General features: G+C 61.7%; 17 protein-coding genes. 5 read left to right on the top strand and 12 right to left on the bottom strand.

The window, feature by feature from the left end; all coding sequences use genetic code 11:
• The 4 genes from FJ320_11345 to FJ320_11330 all read left to right on the top strand — a co-directional run.
• Positions 1-1220: amidase (locus FJ320_11345; protein ID MBM3926551.1), on the top strand; the 1220-nt coding region annotated here is incomplete at its 5' end.
• Between the two features lie 122 nt (positions 1221-1342).
• Positions 1343-1975: a hypothetical protein gene (locus FJ320_11340; GenBank protein MBM3926550.1), complete on the top strand. Its 633-nt coding sequence runs from the start codon at positions 1343-1345 to the stop codon at positions 1973-1975.
• A gap of 23 nt (positions 1976-1998) precedes the next feature.
• Complete coding sequence (locus tag FJ320_11335; protein ID MBM3926549.1) at positions 1999-2634, top strand: hypothetical protein; 636 nt, start codon at positions 1999-2001, stop codon at positions 2632-2634.
• Positions 2635-2684: 50 nt separating this feature from the next.
• Positions 2685-3332, top strand: coding sequence for a methyltransferase domain-containing protein (locus FJ320_11330; GenBank protein ID MBM3926548.1), 648 nt, complete (start codon positions 2685-2687; stop codon positions 3330-3332).
• 102 nt (positions 3333-3434) lie between these two features.
• Here the strand turns inward: FJ320_11330 and FJ320_11325 are convergent, their stop codons facing one another.
• The 11 genes from FJ320_11325 to FJ320_11275 form a co-directional block, all read right to left on the bottom strand.
• Positions 3435-3830, bottom strand: a complete 396-nt coding sequence (locus FJ320_11325) for a DUF192 domain-containing protein (GenBank protein MBM3926547.1) — start codon at positions 3828-3830, stop codon at positions 3435-3437.
• A 4-nt stretch (positions 3831-3834) separates the two neighbouring features.
• Complete coding sequence (locus tag FJ320_11320; GenBank protein ID MBM3926546.1) at positions 3835-4401, bottom strand: prepilin peptidase; 567 nt, start codon at positions 4399-4401, stop codon at positions 3835-3837.
• A complete protein-coding gene (locus tag FJ320_11315) occupies positions 4401-5315 on the bottom strand; it encodes a type II secretion system F family protein (protein ID MBM3926545.1) in 915 nt (304 codons plus the stop codon). Before FJ320_11315 ends, FJ320_11320 begins: the two co-directional genes overlap by 1 nt.
• Positions 5316-5329: 14 nt before the next feature.
• Positions 5330-6316 (bottom strand): hypothetical protein, encoded by a 987-nt coding sequence (locus tag FJ320_11310; protein MBM3926544.1) that lies wholly within the window; start codon positions 6314-6316, stop codon positions 5330-5332.
• Positions 6316-7650 carry a CpaF family protein gene (locus FJ320_11305; protein MBM3926543.1) on the bottom strand — a complete coding sequence of 445 codons (1335 nt, stop codon included), beginning with the start codon at positions 7648-7650 and terminating at the stop codon, positions 6316-6318. Before FJ320_11305 ends, FJ320_11310 begins: the two co-directional genes overlap by 1 nt.
• Positions 7647-8873 carry a response regulator gene (locus FJ320_11300; protein ID MBM3926542.1) on the bottom strand — a complete coding sequence of 409 codons (1227 nt, stop codon included), beginning with the start codon at positions 8871-8873 and terminating at the stop codon, positions 7647-7649. The genes FJ320_11305 and FJ320_11300 overlap by 4 nt, the downstream gene beginning before the upstream one ends.
• Positions 8874-8954: 81 nt before the next feature.
• Entirely contained in the window at positions 8955-9758 is an 804-nt protein-coding gene (gene cpaB / locus FJ320_11295) for a Flp pilus assembly protein CpaB (protein ID MBM3926541.1), read from the bottom strand.
• Between the two features lie 21 nt (positions 9759-9779).
• Entirely contained in the window at positions 9780-11012 is a 1233-nt protein-coding gene (locus FJ320_11290) for a hypothetical protein (GenBank protein ID MBM3926540.1), read from the bottom strand.
• Between the two features lie 9 nt (positions 11013-11021).
• A complete protein-coding gene (locus FJ320_11285) occupies positions 11022-11507 on the bottom strand; it encodes a pilus assembly protein (GenBank protein ID MBM3926539.1) in 486 nt (161 codons plus the stop codon).
• A 3-nt stretch (positions 11508-11510) separates the two neighbouring features.
• Entirely contained in the window at positions 11511-11705 is a 195-nt protein-coding gene (locus FJ320_11280) for a hypothetical protein (protein MBM3926538.1), read from the bottom strand.
• A gap of 87 nt (positions 11706-11792) precedes the next feature.
• Entirely contained in the window at positions 11793-12026 is a 234-nt protein-coding gene (locus tag FJ320_11275; GenBank protein MBM3926537.1) for a hypothetical protein, read from the bottom strand.
• Between the two features lie 726 nt (positions 12027-12752).
• On the opposite strand from FJ320_11275, the gene FJ320_11270 reads away from it, so the two are divergent.
• Positions 12753-13517, top strand: coding sequence for an IS1595 family transposase (locus FJ320_11270; protein ID MBM3926536.1), 765 nt, complete (start codon positions 12753-12755; stop codon positions 13515-13517).
• A gap of 68 nt (positions 13518-13585) precedes the next feature.
• Here the strand turns inward: FJ320_11270 and FJ320_11265 are convergent.
• The coding region (locus tag FJ320_11265) for a hypothetical protein (GenBank protein MBM3926535.1) at positions 13586-16224 on the bottom strand (2639 nt) is incomplete at its 5' end.

Below are 16224 nucleotides of genomic sequence, written 5' to 3'. Positions count from 1 at the left end.
TCGACCGCGACGCCGTCCTGTCCTCGGCGCAAAATTTTGAAAAGGAGCTGGATAAGAAAGGCCCGCGTGGGCCTCTCCACGGCATACCCATCGGCATCAAGGACATCTACTACACCGCCGGCATGAAGACCACCGCCTGCTCCAAAGTTTACGCCGACTTCGTCCCCGAATACGACGCCACCGCCGTCACCCGACTCAAAGCCGCCGGCGCCATTGTCCTCGGCAAGACCGTCACCACCGAGTTCGCCGCCGGCGACCCGTCGCCCACCCTGAACCCCTGGGACTTCGCCCACACGCCCGGCGGCTCCAGCAGCGGCTCCGCCGTCTCCGTGGCCGCCCGCATGTGCCCCGCCGCCATGGGTTCCCAGACCGGCGGCTCCATCCTGCGCCCCGCCTCCTACAACGGCGTCGTAGGCCTCAAGCCGACTTTTGGCCGCATCAGCGTTTACGGCGTCATACCAGTGGCCTGGTCCTTCGACACCATTGGCCCCATGGTCAACTGCGTTGACGATGCCGCCATCATGCTGCAAGCCCTGGCTGGCTACGACGATAACGACGCCGGCTCCGCCGACGAGCCTGTTCCCGACTACCTCCACCAGATGCAACGATACGACAAGCCCCCGCGCATTGGCCTTATCCGCGACTTCCTGGTCCAAGCCAACGCTGAGGTGCAGAAGCACACCCGGCAGGCCGCCCAGAAGCTAGCCAAGGCCGGCGCAGTAGTGGAAGAAGTTTCCGCGCCGCCCAGTTACGCCCTATCCCCCCACTTTCAGTGGGTCATAGGCTGCGTGGAAAACGCCGCCTACCACGAGGAGCAGTACCGCACCAAAGCCGACCTGTACAGCCATCAGATTCGACGGCGTATGGAGGTGGGCTTCCTCACCCCCGGCGTCCAGTACCTCCAGGCCCAGCGACTGCGCCGCGTCTATCGGCGCGAGATGGAGGCCCTGGCGCGGCAGTGGGACGTGCTGCTGACGCCATCCACCCCCGCAGCGGCCCCTCGCGACCTCTCCACCACCGGCGACCCCGTTTTCCAGAGCCCCTGGACCTCCTGCGGCCTCCCCACCATTACCATACCCTCCGGCCTCAGCCCCTCCACCGGCCTGCCGCTGGGCGTCCAGTTCGCCTCGGCATCGTTTACCGAAAGCCGACTCCTCGGCGCCGCCCGATGGTGCGAGCGCGTCCTAGACGTGAGCCTCACCCCGCCCATTGCTAAGTAGCCAGTTCTTGGCCAGCGGCTTCGTCACACTTGTAGGGGCGCGGTCTCCGCGCCCTTCATCCTCCCTCCCTTGACCGTTCCTTCGTCGTGTCCTAGAGTACCCACGAATCCAGGAGGTGCCCCATGTCTCAGAACAAGCCCCTGCTCTTCACAGTCCTTGTCCAGGTAAAGCCCGAGTCGGTAAAAGAATTTAACCAGTGGTATAACGAACACGTCATCGAAGTGGTGGACTGCCCAGGCTTCCTCGATGGCTATCGCTACGAGGCCACCAGTCTGGAAGGTGCCCACTACCTCGCCATCTATCACATCGAAAGCGCCAAGGCCCTAGATACGCCCGAGTTCGGCAAGGCCCGAGGCTGGAAGGAGTTCCAGCCCGCGGTTATACAGGCCAGCAATGCCATCTACCAGCACATCTACTCCTCTCCCACCCCCTACCGCGTCTCCCAGGGTCTCAAGCCTGACCTCTTTCGGTTTAATCGCTCCGAGCCTATACCCGAGAAAGAGGCCGAATACAATCATTGGTGGAACAACATCCATCTGCCTGAGACTTTAGAATGCCCCGGTTACATTTCCGCCGAGCGCTACGTCGCTTTGAAAGGCGCTCCTAAATACATGGTTATGTACTACATGAAGGACTACACCTTCAGCACACCTGAGTTCCACCGGGTAGCCGGCAGCTGGAGACCCCTGGAACCTTACGTCAAGAACCGGATCAACATCACCTACAAGCCCATCTACGAGTACATCAAGAAATAGCCGACTCGGAGGAGGACCAACCCGTGCCCCAAGATAAGCCCTTGCTCTTTACCGTCTTCGTCCAGGTAAAGCCTGAGTCCGTCAAAGAGTTCAACAAGTGGTACGACGACCATGTCATCGAAGTTGTCGACTGCCCTGGGTTCCTCGACGGCCACCGCTATGAAGCCCTCGGCCTGGAAGGCGCCAATTATCTCGCTATATATCACATCGAAAGCGCCAAGGCCCTAGAGACACCCGAGTTTGGCAAGGCGCGAGGTTGGAAAGAGTTCCAGCCTGTCGTCATCAAGGCCAGCAACGCCGTCTACCAGCCTATCCATTTCGCGCCAGCCCCTGCCCGGGCCGGTCTTGGGGTCAAGCCGTCGTTGCTCAGGTTCAACCGTTCCGAGCCTGTGCCGGAAAAAGAGAGCGAGTACAACCACTGGTACAACAACATTCACTTACCGGAGCTGATGCAGTGTCCCGGCTATATCTCCGCCGAGCGGTACGTCGCGGTGAAAGGCGCCCCAAAATACATGGCCATGTACCAGATGACCGATTATGCCCAGACTACACCAGAGTTCAACCGGGTCAAGGGCTTCCGTCAGTTGGAGCCTTACGTCAGGGAAAAGACTAACATCACCTATAAGCCCATCTATCAGTACGCAAAGAAATTGTCCTAGTTCTATCCCCCACACTGTAGTCCGGCTTATAGCGCTGCTAAGGAGTCATTATGGTCACGCCTCACTCCTTCATCGTCCCGTCCGACATTGAAGCCTATGCGGCCCAGCATACCACGCCCCTTCCTCCCCTCCTCCAAGAGCTTCAGGACTATACCTACAAAAACGTCGCTGCGCCCATGATGCTCTCCGGCCAGCTTGAAGGCACTCTCCTCCAATTTCTTATTCGGCTCTCCAACGCCAAACGAGTCCTGGAGATAGGTATGTTCACCGGCTTCTCCGCCCAGATGATGGCCGCCGCCCTTCCAGACGACGGCAGCGTCATCACCTGCGACATTGACCCCAAGGCCAAGCAGGTTGCCGAAAGCTTTTTCCGCCGCAGCCCCCACGGCAAAAAAATTCAGGTCCTCCTCGGCCCCGCCCTCCAAACCCTCAAGGACGTTAAAGGCCCCTTCGACCTGGTCTTCATCGACGCCGACAAGGAGAACTACACCAACTACTACGAGCTCGCCCTGCAGCGGCTGGCCCCCAGGGGCCTCATCGCCGTCGACAACGTCCTATGGAGTGGACGCGTCCTCTCCCCACAGCGTGACAGCGACCGCGCCATCGCCGCCTTCAACGACTACGTCCAGCGTGATCCCCGCGTCACCAACGTAATGCTCACCATTCGAGACGGCCTTATGCTCATCCAGCGCGTCTGATTCAGAAGAAAAAGACGTCCCTCTAATCTGGTCGAGGACCAGGGGCAAACCCTCCGCACAACCAGGGTATTGGAAGCAGCCGGCCCACGCCAATCCCCTTCCCTAGCCCTCGTCCGACCCCACTTCATAGACCACTCCGTTGCCGGCCCCTTCCACCACCTCCATCCACAGCCTGTCCCCCACCTGCACGTCCAGCTTATCCAGCGTTCCCGCCGGCAGCTCCAGCACGCTGTGGGCCTCCCGCCCACCGGACGAGAACCGAAAGGGCCGCAGCCTTGTGCTGGTCTTGCACACCGTTCCATCTCTGGTCAGGTAAACCACGTCAATGGTGAAACGCATAAAAAACGTGTGTACAGACTTGCACGGCCTGATCCACAACCCTCGCCTCTCCTCCAGCCACCTCCTTCCCAGCAGGCCCCAGCCTCGAGTCCACATGTCCTCCGCCGTCTCAGCTACGCAGACCACCCCGTACTGCCCCCACACCTCCACCCTGCGCATATTGTTATCCCCATAAGTAAAGTTCTTGGTAAAACATGCAAAACGCCGTTGCCCCCACCATGAAGGGTGTGAAGGCCACTACGTCCTTGCGCCCTCTAATCCTCAGCGCCAGCAAAACCGCCGCCAGTATGCCGCCGGTCATGAAGGTCACCAGCAGCATGGGCAGCACGCCTTTAAGCCCTACCGCCATGCCGCACAACGCCGCTACCTTTACGTCCCCAAAACCCATAGCGCCCCGCCCTGCCAGCGCAATGGCGAACATGGTGAGAAATGCCGCCACGCCTCCCAGGAGCGCCTCCCCGGCATCCCCCATCCCCAGCGTCATGGACGCCGCCGCCGCCAGGCATAACGACGGGTAGACTATGCGGTTGGGTGCCCGCAGGGTCCGGATATCGTACACCGCCAGGAATAGGAGCAAGTCCAGGTACACCAGCCCCAGGACGCTCCTATATATCCCCGGGTCCTTGGCGGTGGCGGCGAAAAAACCCGCCAGCAGCGCCGTCCCGGCCGCCGCCTCCGGCAGAGGCCAGCGTTGGATCTGAGACCAGGCCGTAGTCCGGGTGATCTTCATTAGCCGCCTCCCAGATCGCCGACGAAGCTGATGAACTTAAGCATGGAAGGCACAATCACCACCGCCGCCATGGCGGGCAGGAAGCAGAACACCAGCGGTATGGTAATCAGGACCGGGGCTTTCTGCGCCGCCTCCTGCGCGCGCCGCTTCCTGGCCTCCCTGAGGTCCTCCGCCTGGGTGCGCAGCACGTCACCCAGGGTGGCGCCCATCTGCTCCGCCTGGCTCACGCTGGTGGATATGCGGACCAGGTCCTGGACCCCCGTCCGCTCCGCCGCATAAGCCAGCGCCTGCCGCCGCGACCGGCCCAGCCCCACCTGCCGCAGGTACAGCGAGAAGGTCTCGGATACCGGCCCCTTGAACCGCTCCGTCACCACCACAAAGGCGGCATCCACGCCAAGTCCCGCCTCAACGCTGGTCACCAGCAAGTCCAGGGCGTCCGGCAGGTCCCGGGTAATTCGCTTCTGACGGGACCGCACCCGCCTTCTGAGGATGATGAATGGCGACATTACCGGCACAGGGACAATGGCCAGGCACATTCCCAAAAGCTGCAAGGGCGCCATCCCGGGCCTGGACAACATCACGTAAACAACCACCAGACCTGCCAGCAGCGCCATCCCCGCGCATAGGGTAAGAAAGGCGTGCAGGGACATAGGCTCGTTGGCCATGATCAGCTGCCTTTCAATGCTTCGCACTATGTTTTGCGGCAGCAGCCTGGTCAGGAGAGCGCCTGCTTTACCCCCTGCCGGCGTCACAACCCTGGGCATCAGCCCGCCGGACATCTCCCGCTCTCTGGACGCTTCCCTCTGCGTCGTGGCCCTGACACGTACCGCCACCATGTCATCCTTGCGCCTGAACACGGCCATGGTCGCCAGCGCAGCCGCCGCGAAAGCCAGCATAGCTATCATTGTCAGCATTATGTCCTCCCCTGCTACACTTCAATAATCGCCAGGCGTCGAATCAGCCAAAGGCCTATTAGCTCCAGCGTTATGCCGGCGGCCAGGGCAATCTGCCCCGCTGTGGTGTTGAAAAGAAGGCTCCCCATGTCTGGATTCACGGCTATGAAAGCCAGGGCTACCACCACCGGAAGCAGCGCCATTAAGTTCGACATCATCTTTTGCTTGGACGTCAGCACCCGCACCTCGGCCTTAATCTTGGCCCGCTCGCGGACCGTGTTGGTCACGTTCATAAGGATTTCCGACAGGTTGCCGCCCACCATTCTTTGTATGGATATGGCGGTCAGCGCTATGTTGAGGTCCGGACTTCCAATCCGCTCCGACAGGGCTTCAAAGGCGTCGTCCGCCTCGGCGCCCAGGTTCAGGTCCCGCAGAGTCCGCTGTAGCTCCGGGCCCAGGGGCGACGGTGTTTCCTTGGCCGCAAAAGCTATGGCCTGGTACAGGCCCGCACCGGCTTTCAGGGACTTGGCCATGGCAGTCATCGCGTCGGGCAGCTGCTTCTCTACCTGCTCCAGGCGCTTACGAAGGCTGCGGCCCAGCAGAATGCGCGGCAGCAGCCAGCCGGCTATCGATAGGAAAACCACCGCCAGGATGCGTAAAACGGACTGCTTAACGTCTACGACGGCCACCAAAAGCAGTCCGGCCAGCATGAACGCCGCGGTGCAGGCTACCCGAAACGCCAGGTACTCCCCCGCGCGTACCCGCCAGCCCGCCCGCTCCAGCTCCAGGGCCATCCGATCCTGGGACGGCGCGGACAGAGGGAGAAGCCTGACCAGCAGCGGCGACTCAGGCCGGCGCTTTCGCAGCAGCGGGCCGGTCCTGGCCTCCGCCGCCTCGGGCGCTGGCCCAAAACGCGCGGCCAGGACCCGCCTGCGATACGTAAACCCCTGGTAAAGAAGCGCTGTCAACAAGGCTACTGCCAGCGCGCTGTTGGCCCCAATGAGAAACAGCGTTGCGTCCACTATCCCCACCTCGATGTGTTAAATATGTTCTCGGACAGCTTCACGCCGTAGGCCTGGAGACGCTCGGTGAACTTTGGCCGCAGACCGGTGGCCCTCATCTCTCCTACAGCCTTTCCGCCTTCAATGCCTGTCTGCTTGTAGATGTAGAGGTCCTGCAGCGTCACTACGCTTCCCTCCAGTCCTGTCACCTCCGTCACTTGCACAATTTTGCGAGTCCCGTCCACCAGCCTGGACAGCTGCACTATCACGTGCAGCGCCGACGCCATCTGCTCTCGCACCACCCGCACGGGCATATCGAACCCCGCCATCATGGTCATGTTCTCTATCCTTGCCAGGGCGTCCCTGGGCGAGTTGGCGTGGACGGTGGTCAGAGAGCCTTCGTGGCCCGTGTTCATGGCCTGCATCATGTCGAAGGCCTCCGCCCCTCTCACCTCGCCGACGATGATGCGGTCCGGCCTCATGCGCAGGGCGTTGCGCACCAGGTCCCGCTGGCCTATCTCTCCCTTTCCCTCTATGGACGGCGGGCGGGCCTCCAACTGCACCACGTGCTGCTGCTGAAGCCTCAGCTCAATGGGGTCTTCCACCGTTACCACCCTCTCGCCGTTGTTAATGAACGCGGAGAAGGCGTTGAGCATGGTTGTCTTGCCGGAGCCGGAGCCGCCGGATATGACCACGTTCATCTTCGCCTTGATGCAGCCGCCCAGGAAGTCCGCCATCTCCCGCGATAGCGTGCCGATGGCTATAAGATCGTCCATGGCGTACCGGTCTACGCGGAACTTTCGAATGGTTATGGTTGGGCTCCTAGGCGCCAGCGGCGGGATGATGATATTAACGCGGGAGCCGTCCTGGAGACGGGCGTCCACCAGCGGGGAGCCTTCGTCGACGTGCCGGCCCAGGACCGCCACAATCCGTTCGACGATCCGGTAGATGTGGGCTTCGTCACGAAAAGCCACGCTGCTCTTATGTATCACCCCATCGCGCTCGTAATACACCTGGTCCGGAGCGTTGACCATGACTTCTGACACCGAATAGTCCAGAAGCAGCGGCTCAATGGGCCCCAGGCCTGTCACCTCATTCACCACATTGGCTACCACTTCTTCCTTGGCGTCCCCCACCAGTTCCGGGAAGGCCTGGGCTGCCATAGACCGGGCGGCCCGCTCCACCTGCTCCCGCGCCCGTTCCTTGTCCAGACCCCGCAAGCCTCGCTCGTCTATCTCCTGAATCAGCCTCTGGTGAAGCCTGTCCTCAATCTGGAGGTCCGCGGCCGGGGTTTCTCCATTGCCTGCTCCGACAACAGCGCCTTGAACCTTTGTGAGAGATTGCCACTGAGTCATGATTTCACGCTCGCTCCGCTTAATAATTTGTTGGCTTGCGGCCGTCTCCACTGCAGCAGCCCGCCCAGCACCGGCACTCCGCGGCGCCGCTCCGCCGCCCTCTGTTTCCCGCCTATGGAGTGGGCCAGCAGCGTGTAGCTGAGCGCGGCCTTGGACCTGTTAGCCTCCAGCAGCACCGGCTGACCCAATTGCACCGAATTTGGCACCTTACGGTCGTAGGGAATCTCCCAGAAAATGTCATGGTTTATAGCAGCCTTCAGGTCCTCTCTCCTGATCCCGTCCCGGGGCGTCGTGCGGTTCAGCAACACCTTAAAACGCTCCGGCCCAACTCCCCAGGCCGCCAGGCGGCGCACCGCCGCCGCCGTGTCCCTTACGCTGTACACCTCCCCTGTGGTGACCATCAGCGTCAGCGTGGAGACTTCTATGCACGCGCGCACCAGCTTATCGAAGGAGCCTGAGGTGTCTACCACCACAAAATCGTGGGTCAGCGCCAGCAGGCTGATGATCCGCTTAAGAGAGTCGGGACTGCAGTTCTCCCACACTTCCCTGTCTGTGGGGGTAATCAACACCCGCACGCCGCTGCTATGGGGCGTCAGAAACTCGTGAACGTTGTGCCGCTCCACCTGCTCCAGCACGGGCAGCAAGGTTCCAAGGTTTTTATTCCTGTCCGTCAGGTCCATCAACGTCGCCACGTCGCCGAAATGAGTGTCCGCATCCACCATCGCCACGGACCTGCCGGTCTCCCGACGCAAAGCCAGGGAAAGGTTCACGCTGGTCACGCTCTTGCCAATGCCGCCCTTGCCCCCTGTTACCGTTATTACCATGCCTCGGACCTCGGTTTCGGGAAGCTGCCCTTCACGGCGCATCTGGCGTTGCTTGTCCTGGGCCATCACCGTCTTAACGGCTTCCAGCAGTTGGCCGGCTTGCAGCGGTTTCAAAAGGTAGTCTCGCGCTCCCAGCACCAGGGCGCGCCGGACAGCCTCAGGGCTGTTGTTGGAGGAACAGATGATTATAGGCGTGGCGGGCAGAATGTTAGTCAGCGCCTCCGCTGTCTCCAGCGCCCTGGACGCCGGCTCCTCCGCCGTAAGGAGAATAATGTCCGGCCCGGCGCTCTTGGCAAAGGTGACGGCCTCCATCCTGTAGCCCACCTCTCCGGCGATCTCCATCTGCGCGCGCTGGGCCGCCTTCCTGCGCTGACCCGGCTGTCGGGGTCCACATCGCACACTAGAATCCTTATCTTATCGGACATTGACGCCCTCCCTTTTGACTTGCTCGGGCTTCTTACTATGCATATGATCCTGCTCTTAGCGGACCGTGCCAGCCTCGCCAAGACTTATCTTGGAATCGCCGAAGGCCCGCAGGGCAAAGGTTATCTCGCCATCCTTCGCCGACACGGCCTTCCACAGCAACTCCGACTGTTCCGGGGTCAGCGCCAGCGTCACGTAGCTGACGCTCTCCTTTTCCGGCGCCTCGCCACGCACCGTGTTGTCGTAGGGCGCGCCGTTCTCCACGTATGCCCGCTGCACCGCCAGAACCTGGATATTCTGCAGCAGCGTGACCACCCCGCTGATGCCGCTCACCGACACCACGTTCCTTCCAATAGGCGGCATCAGGCCCAGATTTGCCACGGGCCCGGTGAACAGAACGTCCACAAAGTCCCCCGGCACCGTCAGCGACGCCGGGCTGTGGCTCACTGTTACAGGTATAGTGAACCCGCGGGCGCCCTGGGGGATCTGGAAAGACAGCGCCTTGGCGTTTGGCGGCTCCACCAGCCGCAGGCTGCTGATCTGCTCGCCTCTGGCCGCGGGGTATCTCAGCGTCTGCCCCACCGCCTTGTCCAGGGATGTTACCGTGCCGGCCGACACCGCCGTCTCCGGCAGGCTCTTTATCTCCACCATGGACGCCGTAATCTTTGTGCCGGGCTGTATCTCCTGCGCCGCCACTACCACATGCCGCATGATGACCGATGCCGTGCCGTCCGACGCCTGGCTCCTGAGATACGCCACAATCAGGCCGGCGGCCAGCGCTCCCATTATCGGCGCCGCCACCAGCAGCCGTCGGTCCACTGTCCGTACCTTCGGCGGGTTTCCAATCCAGGTCTTTTCCATACTCTTCCTCCTCTTAGCCTTTTACTCCAACAGCGCTTCCATGGACGGAGCGAAGGGGTTCCGCGATCCGTCGCCGATTTCCAGCAGAAAGTCCGGTGGGGTTACACCGCCTATCAGATAGCCCCAGACCATGCCGCAGTCATAACTTTGAGTCCCCGCTTCTCCGCAGGCCGATGCGCTGGTCCCTCCAGAATCATTGCCCCAGGGAGGGTCGCGGTCCCACTTGGCAATGCCGAAGGTAGCCACGCCCAGCACCACCACGTCCTCGCTGGCGCCCTTGGGGAAGTGGTCAATGATCAAGACCACTACCAGGCGGCGGGAGCATCCCTGACCGTCCACAAACATAGCCACCGCCTCCGCCTTTCCGTCCGGGTCCAGGCCGGTCATATAATCAGGGGTGGCCTCCACGTCGCACTCGTAAACACCGTCGGCCCCTTCGTCAGCGTACCTGTCCGACAGTGCGTGGTGGGTGTTCGCCCCCATGCTTCCCGGCTTAGTTCCCACCATTACCAAATCCCCCTCCCGGTACAGGCCGCTGGCCTCCGCTCCGCTGATGCAGTCCCGGTAGCTGGACGCCCCGTTGCCGCACACTCGTAAGGCGCCAAAGTTCCCCGGCGATATGTGATCGCTGACCATGAAGGGGTAGAGCTTGTCGTTGTCCAGGCCCCAGGGGCACATTTGCTCCCCTGGCGCCGCGGGAGGATAAAGCCCGCAGTCCTCCATCACGCCGTCCGCGTTGTCATCGTTCTGGCACACCTCGCCGGCACTGTCGCAGGTGGGGTCTGGCGGCGCTATGCCCCACGGCATCACGCTGGAGCCATCGACGCTGACCCGGCCCGCCGTTGCGTCCGCGCTCACCCACGCGAAGTCGACGCCTGACATAGAGGCGAACAGCCCCTTGGACTGCCGCCTTACGCAGACGCGGACCGTGTCGTAAAACCCGTCCCCATTCCGGTCCGAATAATCCAGGCAAGCGCGTTCGTCGGCGCTGGAGTTGTTCCTTGCCAGCCACTGGTCCGCCGCCGCTGTGGCCGCGCTGGTATCGTTACCCGGGGCGGGCAGGTGCTGCGCCGCCGCCAGCGCCGCCGCGTCTACCTGGTTCTGCGCCCTGCTATGGTCGAAGTACCACATGCCGGCGTCCAACCCCAGGGAAAAGAACATGAACACCCCCGTCAGCGTCAGAGCCATAAGGAAGGTTATCTGGCCCTCCTGGCCCTCCCCAAGCCGCCGCAGTTGTCCACGCCTCTTATTCATGCTCCACCCTTAGCACGCCGACCCGGCTGGCAGTCCCGCCGCTCCGTTGGCCTGCTCCAAACGCATATCAGCGCAGGCGTAGACGGGGATGCTGGCGGGAAAGAACAAGAAGTTATAAGGATGGTTGATGCTGACGACCACCGAGTCTCCCCGGCCGGAACTGACGCCATCGCCGGTGGCGTCCATCCAGCCCACCGCTATCTCCGACGCATCGGTCAGAATGCCCCCGGAGCGGTCCAGGGTCATTGTCCTGACTTCATCTTCCGAGCATGCCGCGCCGCCGCAGTTGACGGCGCCGTGCCGCGCCCCTTCCCTGGCTGCGTTGGACACCGACACGTATTGATATGTAAGAAGCCCCATGTCCACCATCAGCAGGATTACCAGGATGAAAAACGGCAGGGCCATGAGGAACTCAAAGGCCGCCTGCCCTCCCTCGCGCCGCAGAAGGGCGCGGCGCCCCGCCCACTCCTTTACTCGATGCCTACCTTTAGCCATGCTTTAACCCCCCAGACAGCTCCCGATGGATGACGCCGGGTCCGACGCTGTGTCCACCGACGGGCAGAGGTATCCCAAGACCTCCGGCAATAGCGTCGAGAATCCCAGGATCAGCAGGCCGGCCAGGACCACCGCTATTGCCCCTACCACCATCAGGTACTCCAACGAGTTCTGTCCCAGCTTTTCCTTTATTCTCATGACCCCCCACCCCATCCCTTGGTCTATTGTTGGTCCTTACCCCGGGCCGTCGCCTGTTTCGGCCCGGGGCAAGAGCGCCATTTCCTGTTATTCCGCGGGGGCAGCGCATTCCATGCCGGCAAAGCCTGGAATGGCGGATATGGCATTGCATGTGCCGTCGATAACCGGATCAATTAGGCCTGGCGTCGCCAGGACCACTGCGGCTACAACTGCAACGCCGACTCCACCGACGATCAACAGGTACTCAAAGGCGTCCTGAGCATCTTCACCGCGCAGCTTCCCGAACAACTTCGCCACACCAAAAGCCACCAGCTTAACCATTTTCACCACACTCCCTTTTTAAAATTTCCCGTCCCATGGTCCTGGCGCATATCCCTTCCGCCACCGCGTCCCTGGCAGGTTCAGGCGGTTCCCGCCCGGGAGAAGCACCTTCCAGGAAGCCGCCCCGCCCTTCATCAGCCCGTCTTTGGACTGAAAGAACGGGGCGGCTCCAGCCCGAGTTGGAACGCCCGTTTAGTTTCTCTCCGTCAGGTTTAAGCTGGATTGAGATCTCACGGGACAAGCGCACTGATCTGTTGACTGACTGTATTGGATGACCAAGTCCTATAAACACCCACATCCCCCTCCCCGCCGCCCAGGACCGGCTGCCTCTTCCGCCAGCCGTCAGCGCCCACCTATCCCCTGAGCAAGCTCGGCCTTCGCCTTCTGCTCCCATCCCTCTGCACCCCCCGGCGAGATTTCACGGGCGAATCCACTAGCTGGCAATGCCCAGTGGTCCGTCCTTGGCCGCCTACCCTTTAACAGTCCACCCGCTTTTCCTTGTCCCTACCCCGTAACTTCCAGGGCCAAGGCAGTCTTCCTATTGGGTCTCTGTTAAATCTCTTGGCTGCCTTCCAGGTAGTCTTGCTACCTTCCTGACAGCAAAATTACAAACTTAATTAGTCCGCTCACTCATCGCCGAGGATAGTTTTCGTACCGCCATTTAGCCCATACGAATTATTTCGAAGGATAAAGTCCCAAATCCGCCACCAGGGATAGCATACTTCCATGTCGCGAAAGCTCAAATGCCCCAGGTGCGGCCACCCCAGGGCCTGGAAGGTACGCCGTGACAAGCTCCGATGCGCCGCCTGCCGCTACGAATGGACGCCCAAGCCCCTCCCCCTGGGCCTCACCGTGGCCGAATGGCGCCGCCTCCTGCGATGGTTCGTCCTCGGCCACACTGCCATGACTGTCGCCAGGGAGACGCGCCTGAAGCGCAAAAAGGTCCTCAAGTCCCTTCTTCTGGTGCGCGAGGCTATGATTAAAGACATCCCCACCGCCCTCTCCGGCGATGTGGAAGTGGATGTCACCTATCTGGGCGGCAAGCGCCGCGCCGGACGCCGCCGCGAGCAGTCTCAGAACGCACCACCGCACAAAGGCTCCGCCAGGCAGCCCATCCTCGGTATCCTGCGTCGCGGCGGCCAGGTCTGGGCTACGCCGGTGCCGGACGTCAGGGCCGGAACCCTACTACCGCTGCTTCACAAGCTGGTCAAGCAAGGCTCCGTGGTCTATACCGACTCTTTCCGCGCCCACTCCGGTCTTCCCCTTCGAGGCAGCGCCCGCGATCTAGTCGACGCCCCTCCGGGCTTCGCCGACGCTAAAGGCGGCCATGTAAACAGCCTCAAGAGCTTCTGGGGCTATCTAAAGCGCCGCCTCTCTAATAAGGGCGGCATTCGGCGGGAGCGTTTACCTCTTTATATAGGGGAGAGCATCTGGCGTTATAACAACCGCGGACTATCTATCCCGGAACAGGTAAAAAATTGCTGCGTCTGATTCGTAGCTAATTCGGTGGCTAAACGGGGACATTGCCAATATATTGCGGCCCTTCTCACCCTTTCGGACTACCTCGAAATCTCGTAAATAGTCGTCCCCTCGTTCCGGTAAATCTCCCGCAGAACGCCACGCGCCGCCATTCCCTCGAACTTCGCCAGCCCCTGGGCTGTGTAAACAATGCGCTCCAGCTCTCCCACCACTACGTACCGCACGTCGTACTTGGATAGCAGGGTCTCCGCCCGGGCGGCATCGGTGGTGTTGTAGACCTCCTGCACTTCGGCCTGCCGGTCGTACACCACCCGCGAATGCTCCCCCCGTTGTTGTATCTGGTGCCACGGCCAGCCCAGCACCGTCGGCATGCCGGTGTAGATGGCGAAACGCCCTCCCCACCGGTACTGCTCCATGTGCGCCTCCAGCACCACCGGCGACCCCTCGGCGTTGCGGCGAAGCCACTGGATGGCGTCGTAGTCGTGCCGCAGCTCAAGGGGTATGTTGAGTTCCCGGTGGACCGCCCGCGCCATGTATGCCTCGCCGTTCAGCGTGACCTCGCCCGTATTGAACCGGTCCGCCAGCCGGGCGCGCGTGCCCAGGGCTGTATATATCACCGACGAGAGCGCCAGCACCGCCAGCAGCGTTAGCCATAACGCCTTGAAGGACGCCACACCCAGAATCCGCCGCACCCCCGGCGCCGTCAGATACCCGACCAGCGCCGTCAGGGCCGTGGTGAAGATAATAATGCCGAACACCGAAAAGGTGTTCAGGGCGTCCAGCGGCTCCGGGACTACCTCCTCCCGGCCTGCGTCCACCCGCACCGCTGTCCAGAAGGCCAGCCCCGCCATCAGCCCCACCGCCAGCACCCCCAGTCCCCATGCCTGCCACGTTCCTTTTGGACCCAGCCTTGGTATGGACAACTTACCGCTTTGCCAAAGCCACCATAACCCTATGGCCGACGCCAGGCCAATCAACACCCACGCCTCCAGGTAAAACTTGAACAGCGTGTTCATGCGCCCAATATCGTCGCCCACCCGCACAAACTCGACGCCCGCCTGCACCAGGAACCCGAAGCCGGCGATGATGACAGGGAAGAGAATGTATCCAGACCCGTCCCGCAGCCTGGCGAACTCCTCCCTCACAAACATGGCCCCCAGGCCTACTAGCGTCGTCAGGAAGGCTGCCGTCCAGTAACCCGTCGACATCATGTAAATAACCATCAGGGCCACCACCGGCACCACAAACAGCTCCCAGCTTAGTTTAAAGCGTGGCCTGGCCTCGTCATGTGCAGACGCGGCGACCGCGCCCTCAGTTCTTGTCCCACCCTGAGAAGGAGCGATAAAGTGAGGAGTTGACTCCCTTACTCTGCTGTATGACCTTGGGTTGCTCAGGCTCGCTATAAAGTTTCGAATTATGTCGGCCGCCGCCAGGGGCCTTCGATTTAGCCAGACCATGAAGGGGATAAGGATGAGCAGGAACAGGCCGTGGACGCCCCAGTAGTTGGCCATCGGCGTCTGCCACTTGGAGACTCTAACCAGCTTGCCGAAGGTCTCGTAGTTCTGGTGGAAGGGCAGGAAGGCCAGCAGGCTCAAGGCCAAGACGGCCCCCGCGATAAGCACAAAGGTACGCACTCGCTCGTCATGTCCCGCTCGCCCCGCCATCAGGTGCGCCCCCACCGCCATCAGCGCCAGCATTAATAGGAGGTAGGCCGGATAGTCCCAGCTATTGATAGCCCACAGCCCTCCCAGAGCTATGGCCAGCATCGCCGTCACACCCGCCATCCACCGCCTGCTCTCCCACCTCAGCCCTGCCAGCAGCGCCAGCCCCATACCCATCACCAGCAGCGTGAAGGGTATGACGATGACATGGGCGTGAAGGTCGGCGAAGAGAAAGCTGAAATACGGGAACTCTGTGATGTGCGGCGACGTGTCCGCGTTGGCCCTGTCGCTGAGCCAGAAGGTTAGCGCCGACGGCTCCACATCCCGCAGCTCCGGTATCATGCGGCTGCTGCGCCAGAAGTCGAAGTTCCCAAATCCCTCCCCTCGAATCACGCTGCTCCACCCCTTCTCCACCAGCTGGAACCCGCCGTCCAGATTCCCTATCACCGCCACCATCACCGCCGCCAGCAGCCCCGCCCCCACGGGTCCCCTCACCCAACCCCATACTCCCGGGGTGGGAGCCTGCCCTGAGCGAAGTCCGTACTCGGACGAAGTCGAAGGGTCATTCCGGCGAAAGCCGGAATCCAGTCTTTCCCTTGAGCGGGAGATGGGAAGTGGCCGCTCTGGTCCCTTCCCCCCGTGAGGGGGAAGGTTAGGATGGGGGGTCGGGGATGGGTAGTAGTGGGGATTCCCTTCCGTCGCCTTCTCATACCGCCCCAGACCCACCGCCACGTTATAGGCAATAGAAAATGCCGCCGTCACCGTCAGCGCGAACAGCATTGGTATCGCCAGGTTGTACGCCACCGACGGCAGCATCCCCAAGGCCTTCGTCATGTTGGCGACGACAAACAGGCCCCAGTAGTAGTAATTGATGTACCCGCCCGACAGCCACGGGTCGTAAGGCGGCATGTATGTTGAACGCAGGATGGCGTTCAGGTAGGCGAAGTCCATAGGCTTCTCGCCGCCTCGATACGGGTGCCACAAGTCGGGGTTGGCCGCCCGAATCGCCACAAAGGCCAGGAATGCGATGATAAACAGGCCCTCGGTCAATGCCAGCA

The organism is SAR202 cluster bacterium, from assembly GCA_016872285.1.
Classification (GTDB): Bacteria; Chloroflexota; Dehalococcoidia; order Lucifugimonadales.
Note: the sequence above shows the minus strand (reverse complement) of the source record. Positions and strands in the feature narration are given on the sequence as shown.

Coding starts and splice junctions, on each gene's coding strand:
- FJ320_11290 (MBM3926540.1), bottom strand. CDS start 11,012: ATGAATAAGAGGCGTGGACAACTGCGGCGGCTTGGGGAGGGCCAGGAG.
- FJ320_11340 (MBM3926550.1), top strand. CDS start 1,343: ATGTCTCAGAACAAGCCCCTGCTCTTCACAGTCCTTGTCCAGGTAAAG.
- FJ320_11325 (MBM3926547.1), bottom strand. CDS start 3,830: ATGCGCAGGGTGGAGGTGTGGGGGCAGTACGGGGTGGTCTGCGTAGCT.
- FJ320_11270 (MBM3926536.1), top strand. CDS start 12,753: ATGTCGCGAAAGCTCAAATGCCCCAGGTGCGGCCACCCCAGGGCCTGG.
- FJ320_11285 (MBM3926539.1), bottom strand. CDS start 11,507: ATGGCTAAAGGTAGGCATCGAGTAAAGGAGTGGGCGGGGCGCCGCGCC.
- FJ320_11330 (MBM3926548.1), top strand. CDS start 2,685: ATGGTCACGCCTCACTCCTTCATCGTCCCGTCCGACATTGAAGCCTAT.
- FJ320_11315 (MBM3926545.1), bottom strand. CDS start 5,315: ATGCTGACAATGATAGCTATGCTGGCTTTCGCGGCGGCTGCGCTGGCG.
- FJ320_11320 (MBM3926546.1), bottom strand. CDS start 4,401: ATGAAGATCACCCGGACTACGGCCTGGTCTCAGATCCAACGCTGGCCT.
- FJ320_11280 (MBM3926538.1), bottom strand. CDS start 11,705: ATGAGAATAAAGGAAAAGCTGGGACAGAACTCGTTGGAGTACCTGATG.
- FJ320_11275 (MBM3926537.1), bottom strand. CDS start 12,026: ATGGTTAAGCTGGTGGCTTTTGGTGTGGCGAAGTTGTTCGGGAAGCTG.
- cpaB (MBM3926541.1), bottom strand. CDS start 9,758: ATGGAAAAGACCTGGATTGGAAACCCGCCGAAGGTACGGACAGTGGAC.
- FJ320_11305 (MBM3926543.1), bottom strand. CDS start 7,650: ATGACTCAGTGGCAATCTCTCACAAAGGTTCAAGGCGCTGTTGTCGGA.